General features: G+C 43.8%; 7 protein-coding genes. 3 read left to right on the plus strand and 4 right to left on the minus strand.

Annotated features, from left to right (window positions below):
- Nucleotides 1-241: 241 nt before the first annotated feature.
- The 3 genes from AB4238_RS09615 to cutA all read right to left on the minus strand — a co-directional run bounded on the left by AB4238_RS09615 (nt 242) and on the right by cutA (nt 4,233).
- Nucleotides 242-1,879 carry a cation:proton antiporter gene (locus AB4238_RS09615; RefSeq protein ID WP_372033219.1) on the minus strand — a complete coding sequence of 546 codons (1,638 nt, stop codon included), beginning with the start codon at nt 1,877-1,879 and terminating at the stop codon, nt 242-244.
- 219 nt (nt 1,880-2,098) lie between these two features.
- On the minus strand, nt 2,099-3,913 hold the full coding sequence (locus AB4238_RS09620) for a protein-disulfide reductase DsbD (RefSeq protein WP_372033221.1): 1,815 nt from the start codon (nt 3,911-3,913) through the stop codon (nt 2,099-2,101).
- Complete coding sequence (cutA, locus tag AB4238_RS09625) at nt 3,910-4,233, minus strand: divalent-cation tolerance protein CutA (protein WP_372033223.1); 324 nt, start codon at nt 4,231-4,233, stop codon at nt 3,910-3,912. The genes AB4238_RS09620 and cutA overlap by 4 nt, the downstream gene beginning before the upstream one ends.
- 309 nt (nt 4,234-4,542) lie before the next feature.
- On the opposite strand from cutA, the gene AB4238_RS09630 reads away from it, so the two are divergent.
- The gene (locus AB4238_RS09630; protein ID WP_372033225.1) at nt 4,543-5,124 is read left to right on the plus strand and encodes an FxsA family protein; all 582 of its coding nucleotides are present in this window, start codon (nt 4,543-4,545) and stop codon (nt 5,122-5,124) included.
- Nucleotides 5,125-5,127: 3 nt separating this feature from the next.
- Here AB4238_RS09630 and AB4238_RS09635 read toward each other — a convergent pair whose 3' ends face one another.
- Entirely contained in the window at nt 5,128-6,930 is a 1,803-nt protein-coding gene (locus tag AB4238_RS09635; protein ID WP_372033227.1) for a protein kinase domain-containing protein, read from the minus strand.
- Between the two features lie 237 nt (nt 6,931-7,167).
- On the opposite strand from AB4238_RS09635, the gene AB4238_RS09640 reads away from it, so the two are divergent.
- Together AB4238_RS09640 and AB4238_RS09645 are read left to right on the plus strand one after the other, a co-directional pair.
- Nucleotides 7,168-7,518, plus strand: coding sequence for a hypothetical protein (locus tag AB4238_RS09640; protein WP_372033229.1), 351 nt, complete (start codon nt 7,168-7,170; stop codon nt 7,516-7,518).
- Between the two features lie 152 nt (nt 7,519-7,670).
- Nucleotides 7,671-8,339 carry a thiopurine S-methyltransferase gene (locus AB4238_RS09645; RefSeq protein WP_372033231.1) on the plus strand — a complete coding sequence of 223 codons (669 nt, stop codon included), beginning with the start codon at nt 7,671-7,673 and terminating at the stop codon, nt 8,337-8,339.
- Nucleotides 8,340-8,449: the final 110 nt, after the last annotated feature.

The raw sequence follows: 8,449 nt of genomic DNA on the forward strand, positions 1-8,449 counted from the left end.
TACTTAATGCAATTGGTATGAGTCGAGAATAACGATTGGCGATAAGCCACTTACGTCTAAAATGATTTCAACTTCTGCTGAATGAGTAACTCTTTAATGGAAGTGATACGTTCTTAAGGGTGACAAGGTAAGCTTATCAGGTTAGCCAGAGCCCTTATCTACAAAGAAAAGGCCTGACTTACCTGAGTCTATAGAAGCACGTTTATTCACTAAAGCAGTGAAAGGAAAAGCGCTGCAAATCTTAATTTTCACTGCTGCGTGGATGATTCACCGCTTCTGGATGATCTGGCGCTGTGCCATTAGGGCTGAGCAACTCTTTAACTACATGGTCGACAAAACCCGCACCCGCTGCCTCATAAAGGTTATATACGCTGTGCACCCCTGATTCTTGCAGTGAATCGGCATCCTCTTTGTATTGCACAATGGCACTAAGTTTGCCTTGGTAATCTAGGCGCTTTAGTTGTTCAACAGCAAATAAGTTACCCACGTGATGCGGCATCGCGAGCAGCACTAACTCTAGGTTAGGCGCCTTATCAAGTTTCTCCCAAAAGTCAGTATCTGAGGCATCGCCTTGCACCACATTGCGCCCCTCTTGGTTATGATAATCGACTAGGTCTTGCTTGTGTTCCACCCCTAGGATCTCACCTTCGTATTGCACTCTAAGTTCGTCATATGCACCAGAACCAATGCGCCCCATACCTAAGATTAAGAATCTTGGATTACCCACATGGATCGGACGATCTTCTGGATGCAATGGATGCTTCTCCAATCGCTGCAGTCGGTTTTGATACTTTTGATATAGCCTGTTTGAGGCAATATTGAGCGGCGCTGAAAATAGAAAACTGAAGCTCAATGCTACAGCTAATATCACCATCCATTGCGGCGGTAACCAACCTTTTGAGGTCGCGACGGCGGCAACAATTAAACCGAACTCACTGTAATTGCCTAGGCTAAATGAAGACAATAATGCCGTGCGTGAACGTAACTTAAAGTGAGTCAAAAGATAGAGGAATAGCACTATCTTAATCGGAACCACCAACACCAAAATTGCAGCTAAGCCAATGTCTGAGAATGTTGGTAAACCATTGAGGCCAACTGTTAAGAAGAAGGCAACGAGGAACAGCTCTTTAAAGTAAAATAGTGACTTTGCTAGCTCTGAAGACTTAGGGTGTCCGGCCAGTAATATGCCGATAATGAGCGCGCCAAGATCGGGTTTTAGACCGACGATTTCAAACAACCATGCGCCCATCACTAGCGCCATGACTAACCCGAATAGCACCAGTAACTCACCGTGGCCGACTCTATCAAAGGCTTTATAAATAAGCGGTTTGGCTAGCGGAAGCAGGAGTAAGCATAACGCCCAATAGGAGGGGATATCGCCTTTTGATATCGTCAAGAAAGCAACGGCAAAGATATCCTGCATAATCAAGATACCAATAGCAACGCGGCCATAAAGTGACTGCATGTCACCTTTGTCTTCTAATATTTTTACCGCAAAAATGGTGCTAGAGAAGCTTAACGCAAATGCGAGAAGACCCAGTTGATTGAGTTCAAGACCAGTTAGTTGCTCTAAACCAAGTAGGCCTAACAATTTTAACAGCGGTATAAAAAACAACATAGAACCAAGCAAGTGCAAGCTGGAGCCAGCTAAAACCTCTGCTTTAAACAAGCTGCGAATATCCAACTTTAGACCTATGGCAAACAGTAATAAGGTCACACCTAAGTTAGCTAACTGCTCTAACATTGGCAGGCTAGATTCTTCAATTCCGAATAGAAACAGTACAAATCCCGCAACAAGATAGCCGATCAATGGGGGCAGTCCCACACGGCTAACTAGCATGCCGCAGGCTAAGGTAATAATGAGTATCGCGGGTTCCATGGTGCTCCTTGCAAAAGATATTATTAGTGTGCATTGTACAAGAAGTTTGTGAATTTGAACTGAAGTTTACGGATTTATTTGTAGATTGTGATAGTGGTAATCCTAGTTGTAATCGTTATCTGATAGGGGGTAGCCTTGCAATGTCTACTTTATATCAAAATCAAAAAAGCCCCGTTTGCAGATGAATACTAACGGGGCTTTCTACTGGATACTACTGAGTTATTTTACTAAATGGTCCAGATGCTCTGCGAACGCTTTAGGACGCATAAAGCCGGTGACTCTTAAGTCATCTCTTACTGCCCCATTTTCGTCAAACATTAGTAGGGTCGGTAAACCGAGCACATCGTAATGTTCTAGTAGCTCAATATCGACCGCATCATTTTTGGTGACATCAGCTTGCAGCAATACCATCTTATTCATCCGCTCAAGAACTGCAGGATCCTTAAAGGTAATCGCTTCAAATTCTTTACAAGCGACGCACCAGTCGGCATATAGATCTAACATTACTGTTTTACCCTGCGCAGATGCTGCTGCAATTTCACGGTCTAGATCTTCAAGTGATTTAACACGCTTGAAGTTGTGATTTTGCTCGCCAGAAGCGAGCGTAGCACTGCTGTGTGAGGCAAAGCCAAAGTGCGACATTACCGTCTGTAAGCCGTAAGAGAAACTGCCTAATAGTGCTAATAGAAGTAGTACTGCACGGGTTGTTTGTTTCCAGTTAAACTCAGTCAGCTTGTTCTGATGCATTAGGTAACCAACGATGCTGATCCCCCAAACTGACCAGAGGATATCTGAGATGAGTCCAGGCCAGATTCGACCTAACATCACGATAGAAACAGCAATGAGAAGGAAACCGAAGATGGTTTTGATGATATCCATCCAGCTGCCTGCTCTTGGTAAGATCTTACCGCCAGAGGTGCCGATAATTAGCAGCGGTAAACCCATCCCCATACTCAACACATAAAGTGCTAAGAAGCCCTGCAGTAAGTCGCCTGTTTGGGCGACGTAAATCAGTGCCCCAGACAGTGGTGCGGTTGTACAAGGCGAGGCTACAAGACCAGAGATAACACCCATCAAAAACACACCAATGACGTTACCGCCTTTTTGGTTGTTCGATACTGTGTTCATCTTCTCTTGCCACTTTGATGGCAGTTTCAAGTCGTATAAGCCAAACATCGACAAGCTCAATACGAAGAACATAATGGCCAGAGTGATCAATACTGCGGGGTGCTGCAGGTAGGCCTGATATTTCATCCCTGCTGATGCCACTACCAAGCCTACCAGTGAGTAGGTGATAGCCATACCTTGCACATAAACCATCGACAAGCTAAAGGCTTTGGCGGTAGAGAGCTTCTTACCTTGGCCAACAATAATGCCCGATAGAATTGGATACATAGGGAACACGCAAGGTGTCAATGCTAAGCCTATTCCTAAGCCAAAGAAGATAACTAAGGTCCAAATTAAGCTATCGCTAGCAAGCATTTGCGTCAGGTTATCTTGCTGGGTGATTGGCGCGTTAGGCTCATCAGTAGCCGTGGTTATCTGGTTGTTTTGTTGTAAATCGAGTACACCATCATTAGCGCTAACCTCGGTTAACTCAGCCACTTTTTTGGTTGGGGGAAAGCACAGTTTGCCCTCTGCACAACCCATAAATGTGACGTTGAGAGTATCGCCTGCTGCCGCTTGTTTAATTGCGACCGGCATTTCAACAAATGAGTAATAAACCTCTTGCTCACCAAAGTATTCATCGGTATGAGGCTTACCTTGGGGTAAAGCGATTTCACCCAGCACTGCACCGTTGGCTTCAAATTTGAGTTTATCGCGATACATGTAGTAGCCGTCGGCAATAACCCAGCTGATTTTTACCTTATTGCCCTCCTGTTTGAAGTCGAAAACAAACGCTTCATCGACAGGCATCAACTCTGGTTCACCCTTTAAAAAGGAGAATTTACTGCTATTGAAAATGTTTTCAGCTTGTACTAATGGACTAAGCATTAGTAGCGATGCTAAAAACAGAGTAATGATTTTTTTCATGGCTGTGTGGTTTCTTTTATCCAATCAAAATAGGCTGGCAATCCCTGGGTTACAGGTAGTGCTATTAGCTCGGGAACGTCATAAGGGTGCAACTTTAAAACTGCAGCCTCAATCGCGGGGTAATGCACGGCAAGGCACTTAATATTTAAACAGAATTCTGTCTCTTCACAGACTTCATCTTGCCACTCATATACGGATGTTATGGCTGATGAGATCTGTATACATGCCGCTAATTTCTCATTGACTAGAGCATGAGCTAAAGATTTAGCGCTAGCTTCGTCTGGGCAAGTGGTCATTAAGAGTAAAAATTCGTTATCCATTAAACTATGTTTGTCCGTCTGATAGCTTGTTCAATTTATATTAAGCAGATTTAAAGCTGCGTTAAGGCAATTTAGTTAAGCTGATTATCACGATAGTCACTATTGTTACTTTACGTGTTTTGCAGAATGCTTGCATTAAGGCATTGCTAAAATAGTGATGCCAGTAGTTTTTGCTTACAAATGCGTATGTATTCTGCTGCTTGTGTTGATTATTGTTAGCACACAAGCCAATTCTTGGTTATGCGACTTGAAAATAGACCGACTAACCCCAATTTAGTTTTCATCGCCATAAAAAAATGTGAGGTCAGCGTGTTTTTTATTCTGTTATTAATTTTTGTATTAGTTCCTGTGATGGAGCTATCTGTGCTGATCCGAGTGGGCGAAGCATTAGGCAGCTGGACAACGGTTGCTTTGGTTATATTTACCGCTGTGGTCGGCGTATCATTAGTCCGTAGCCAGGGCATTAGTACCTTGATGCAGGTTCAGCAAAAATTGGCACGCGGCGAAGCACCTGGACAAGAGATTGTTGAAGGTATGATGTTAGCTGTTGCAGGTTTACTGCTGCTGATCCCAGGTTTTGTGACCGACTTTTTGGGACTCATTCTATTAACCCCATTTACCCGCATTCCAGTTGCAGGCTATTTTTATAAGCGTATGCAACTGAAAGCTAAAACCAATGGTGGTTTTCAAGCTGGCTTTGGTCCAGGTATGGGCGGACAAGGTAACCCCTTTGGGCAACAAGGTGGACGCTCACCTTTTGATGATGGAAATACTTTCGACGGTGACTTTGAGCGCAAAGATGATCCTAGTGATAAACGCCCAGAAACGCATCAAGTTGAAACCTCGCTTGATGACGATGACAAGCCAAAGGATGATAAACCTAATCGTTAAACCTTAACTTTGTTTTGGGTTGCGCGGGTAAAAATTATCGGGCTTACGCTCAAGGTGGCTAAATTTACGGGTGTTTTTATAGGGAAGCTTCATAAAACCTGACACCCCTTTGCCTTGTATCTTATCAACGTGACTTAAAATACGGTCTAAACAACCTCTAAACGCCGCTTGTTTTCTTGGGTTTAATAGACGCAAGTAGCTGTGGATCTTCATATGATTTGGCAAAGCCTCAAAGATAATACAGCCGGTATGGTGAATTTGGTTGATGATGGCGAGCTCCGTCATGATCTCTTTTGGCAGTTCTAAATTTTCTTCAGGATCGCGGCCATCTTCAAAATAGGAGTGTAGTCTTGAGCGATCTTCTAAAGACGGTACATCGCCAACCTCAAAAGGCAGTTGTAGCTCGCTACTAATCACGAAAGGTTGCTGACTATCCTCTCGTTCAATATGCAGCGTATCTCTTGCATTAAAGAAGCATGCTTTAAACACCCCGATCCGATGAATACCACGGGCGAGAGTGACCATATTGTTGACTGCAATTGTCAAAGCCTGCTTTTGACTTTCGTTATACAGTGCTAGGTTGGAATCGATAAACACGCCAGTTTCACGCCAATGAATCGCTAAACCACCTACTATGTCATATTGCGCCAAACGACCTACTGATGCGATAAAACCTTTTTCAGTATCGCCCATGCCAGCCATAAAATTACGGTAGTATTTTTCAAGCTGTAGATCGTCCATTTTGGCGATGGGATCATCGGCATTATGCTCTTTGAGGAATGACTTTCGTGAGCTATAGCTAACGGTTTCCACCTCTTTATTACTCGCAAGCACCCAAACTGGAATTTCGGCGGTAAGCGGCCCATTGTCAATCTCTGGTAAGTGCATCCTGTGGCTATGAGCCATACTTTTGAGAAAGTAATCGCCAGCCTGTTTTCGTTGTATAGGGTCATCACTCAGCATGCCATCTAAGGTTTTAGCAAGCTCAATGGGTAAGCCGATACTGGTGGCGGGGATCACCTTACTGCCGAAACGACTGGCTTGGCCAGATGCCAATGCATAAAGTGTTGCGGCTACGCCTTGCTCATCAAAACGCGGACTCGACAATGCACCATTGAGTTGCTCTTCGCCGATAAAGTACACGTCGCCCATGCGGGCATTTGTATGCTGATGGTCGCTGGACATTAAATCCATGACGTTGCCATTAACAGGGTTACCGTCATTGTCGCGCTGAGCAAATACCGCAGAGCCCCAATCAATTAAAGACAAGTGCTGGTTTTTAACATCGTAAACCAGGTTCGAGGGTTTAATATCCCCATGAATAAGTGGCCGGCCGTTATGCAAGTATTTGAGTATTGCTGCAAGTTGGCGGGCAATATTCATGACCATGGCAACGGGTAATGCACCGATACGCAGACAAAGTTGTTCCAAGTCTTCACCCGGTGCTCTTGCCATAACAAGAATGCCCTGTTTTCCTACATGCTGGAATTTAATGGCTGGAGGCACGTTGGGGTGGATAACTTGAGAGAGCATAAAGGCTTCTTCTTCAAGCCTGTCTTGTACGTGCTGCGGCAGTGTTAGTCGGGAGAATTTAAACACATGAGCTTCGCCACTGGCATTAACGCCCGCAAATACAAACCCATACGCACCTTTACCAACCATCTCAAACTGTTTGTATCCCAACTTACTCAGCTGCTGTTTACATAGTCTTATCCAAGCACGGTGTTTGCGGGCATCATTGGCCGCAAGCAGGTAGATTGATTGCTCTTCTGAGATATAAAAGTGTTGAAGTTCTTGGGTTTGCAATTGTCTCTCCTCGTTAATGTTGTTATTAAATCAACATTAGCGAAGATAGTCCAAGCTGATTAACTAAAAAACTGACACTTAAAAGGGGGAAGTGGGTCACACCTAACCAATATTTTTGGAAGAGATATTGATGTATATCAATTCTGTAACAATAAGAGAAAGGTAGTCTTAAAGTCAGTACTAATATAGTAGATATAGACTTAATTTTATAAGTTAAATCAGCACAAAGGTGATTATATGTCAGGATTAGATAAGTCACGGTTAATCGAATTACTCGAATATCCTCGGCAGCGAATTTTGCAGTCAATGGAGCTAAACCAATGTCCTCACGCTGGTTTCTTTAATCATACAGATATGCAGTGCATCAATTGCCATCAGGGGATGGAGTGCACCTGGATGAACCATAACGATGAGACTGTTGCGGTGGATCAAAAGACAGCCGAAGAGCTAAAACAGCAGTTACTTGTCGCTGTAGACTTTATTGATTCAAGCTTGAGTCCACACCATCTTTCGCGTCGTCAATGTGAGTGTGAGAATTGTACTTGGCTTAAAAAAGTGCAAAAAGCGTTGGATATTCCAGTAGCCTAAAGCATTAGCGTTTGTTTTTCTTTTTGCTAAATGAAGGTGTTGGCTTTAGAGTGTTGCTCATTCGGTATTAACAGAATTTGCTTAATTAAGGGATAATGCCTTGGTTATAGCATTCTGCTTAATCCCCATTCTAACGCTCTAGGATTTTAGCAATGCAACCAAGCTTTTGGCATGAAAAATGGGACGCTCAACAGATAGGTTTTCATCTGAGCGCTGTTAACCCGCTATTGATTCAGTTTTGGCAGCAGCTGAAACTCCCCGCAAACTCGCAAGTTTTTGTTCCCCTTTGTGGTAAGTCTCTTGATATGTGCTTTTTGGCTGAGCAAGGCCACGATGTGCTGGCTTGTGAGCTCAATGAACTTGCGGTATCCCAGTTCTATCAAGAAAATAACCTTACACATACCGTAGAGCAAATTGGTGAGCATAAGCGTTATTCAACTGAGCAGATCACCATCTATCAAGGTGATATTTTTAGCCTCCAAAATAGCAATAGTGTAGAGCTTGCCAAAACCAGTGCTTTTTACGACAGAGCAGCCTTAATTGCTTGGCCTGAAGCGATGCGACTGCAATACGCAAAGCAGCTTGCCAGCCTGATCCCAGCAGGCAGTGTTGGCTTGCTTGTGACGCTAGACTACCCGCAAGCAGAGCTAAATGGCCCGCCATTTGCGGTATCCGATGATTGGGTGGCAACCAATATGAGTACTGATTTTGAGATTGAGCGTTTAGCCTGTGAAGATGTGCTGAGTGACAACCCGCGCTTTGTCAAAAAACAGGTGTCATCGTTAACTGAGTCTGTTTATAAGTTAACCCGAAAAGGCTAACAGCGGATAAGCAGGATAAGAGCAGGAAAACTGAGGACGATAGTAATACCAATCAGTATAAAGATTTGATCGCTCAGCGAGAGTTTAGCGACTTTGAGGTAAGGCAATGA

It is taken from the genome of Shewanella sp. 10N.286.45.A1 (genome assembly GCF_041470405.1).
GTDB lineage: Bacteria > Pseudomonadota > Gammaproteobacteria > Enterobacterales > Shewanellaceae > Shewanella.

Coding starts and splice junctions, on each gene's coding strand:
- AB4238_RS09620 (WP_372033221.1), bottom strand. CDS start 3,913: ATGAAAAAAATCATTACTCTGTTTTTAGCATCGCTACTAATGCTTAGT.
- AB4238_RS09645 (WP_372033231.1), top strand. CDS start 7,671: ATGCAACCAAGCTTTTGGCATGAAAAATGGGACGCTCAACAGATAGGT.
- AB4238_RS09615 (WP_372033219.1), bottom strand. CDS start 1,879: ATGGAACCCGCGATACTCATTATTACCTTAGCCTGCGGCATGCTAGTT.
- AB4238_RS09640 (WP_372033229.1), top strand. CDS start 7,168: ATGTCAGGATTAGATAAGTCACGGTTAATCGAATTACTCGAATATCCT.
- cutA (WP_372033223.1), bottom strand. CDS start 4,233: ATGGATAACGAATTTTTACTCTTAATGACCACTTGCCCAGACGAAGCT.